This window comes from Marinobacter alexandrii, from assembly GCF_005871205.1.
Taxonomy (GTDB): domain Bacteria; phylum Pseudomonadota; class Gammaproteobacteria; order Pseudomonadales; family Oleiphilaceae; genus Marinobacter; species Marinobacter alexandrii.
In genome coordinates this window covers 3284-5205 of record NZ_SWKM01000002.1, presented here as the reverse complement: position 1 = coordinate 5205, position 1922 = coordinate 3284, and the positions used below count along the sequence as shown (strand labels likewise).

General features: G+C 53.4%; 1 tRNA gene and 1 rRNA gene. Both read left to right on the top strand.

Annotated elements, in window-relative coordinates:
- Window positions 1-209: 209 nt before the first annotated feature.
- Window positions 210-1749: ribosomal RNA gene (locus FCS96_RS00085) — 16S ribosomal RNA — on the top strand.
- Between the two features lie 89 nt (window positions 1750-1838).
- Window positions 1839-1915, top strand: a tRNA-Ile gene (locus FCS96_RS00080).
- Window positions 1916-1922: the final 7 nt, after the last annotated feature.

Here is a 1922-nt window from a genome sequence, read left to right as displayed (position 1 = left end):
GAAAATAAACGGTTGACAAGGCGGCGACACGATGTAGAATACGCCACCTTGATTGAGCAGCAGCTCAACCGCTCTTTAAAAAATTGACCAAGTAATTCGTGTGGGCGCTGGCCGAGGTATTTCGGATACGAAATATCAGGACAGTGACTCGTCGAAATTGAGTTTTGTCTTGAGCAAGAATAGAGAATCTTCGGATTCTTGTATGATTTAAACTGAAGAGTTTGATCATGGCTCAGATTGAACGCTGGCGGCAGGCTTAACACATGCAAGTCGAGCGGTAACAGGGGTAGCTTGCTACCCGCTGACGAGCGGCGGACGGGTGAGTAATGCATAGGAAACTGCCCAGTAGTGGGGGATAGCCCGGGGAAACCCGGATTAATACCGCATACGTCCTTCGGGAGAAAGCAGGGGATCTTCGGACCTTGCGCTATTGGATGTGCCTATGTCGGATTAGCTGGTTGGTGAGGTAATGGCTCACCAAGGCGACGATCCGTAGCTGGTCTGAGAGGATGATCAGCCACATCGGGACTGAGACACGGCCCGAACTCCTACGGGAGGCAGCAGTGGGGAATATTGGACAATGGGGGCAACCCTGATCCAGCCATGCCGCGTGTGTGAAGAAGGCTTTCGGGTTGTAAAGCACTTTCAGTGAGGAGGAAAAGTTAGTCCTTAATACGGGCTAGCCTTGACGTTACTCACAGAAGAAGCACCGGCTAACTCCGTGCCAGCAGCCGCGGTAATACGGAGGGTGCAAGCGTTAATCGGAATTACTGGGCGTAAAGCGCGCGTAGGTGGTTTGATAAGCGAGATGTGAAAGCCCCGGGCTTAACCTGGGAACGGCATTTCGAACTGTCAGGCTAGAGTGTGGTAGAGGGTAGTGGAATTTCCTGTGTAGCGGTGAAATGCGTAGATATAGGAAGGAACACCAGTGGCGAAGGCGGCTACCTGGACCAACACTGACACTGAGGTGCGAAAGCGTGGGGAGCAAACAGGATTAGATACCCTGGTAGTCCACGCCGTAAACGATGTCAACTAGCCGTTGGGGATCTTGAATCCTTAGTGGCGCAGCTAACGCACTAAGTTGACCGCCTGGGGAGTACGGCCGCAAGGTTAAAACTCAAATGAATTGACGGGGGCCCGCACAAGCGGTGGAGCATGTGGTTTAATTCGACGCAACGCGAAGAACCTTACCTGGCCTTGACATGCAGAGAACTTTCCAGAGATGGATTGGTGCCTTCGGGAACTCTGACACAGGTGCTGCATGGCCGTCGTCAGCTCGTGTCGTGAGATGTTGGGTTAAGTCCCGTAACGAGCGCAACCCCTATCCCTAGTTGCTAGCAGTTCGGCTGAGAACTCTAGGGAGACTGCCGGTGACAAACCGGAGGAAGGTGGGGATGACGTCAGGTCATCATGGCCCTTACGGCCAGGGCTACACACGTGCTACAATGGTGCGCACAGAGGGCTGCAAACCCGCGAGGGGGAGCTAATCTCACAAAACGCATCGTAGTCCGGATCGGAGTCTGCAACTCGACTCCGTGAAGTCGGAATCGCTAGTAATCGTGAATCAGAATGTCACGGTGAATACGTTCCCGGGCCTTGTACACACCGCCCGTCACACCATGGGAGTGGATTGCACCAGAAGTGGTTAGTCTAACCTTCGGGAGGACGATCACCACGGTGTGGTTCATGACTGGGGTGAAGTCGTAACAAGGTAGCCGTAGGGGAACCTGCGGCTGGATCACCTCCTTAAACGAAGCCGAATGCTTCGGTCAGAGTCCACACGAATTACTTGGTTGATTAATAAAGAGAGCAGATGGGTCTATCAGGCCCGTACCATTGGGTCTGTAGCTCAGGTGGTTAGAGCGCACCCCTGATAAGGGTGAGGTCGGTGGTTCAAGTCCACCCAGACCCACCAAAATTGC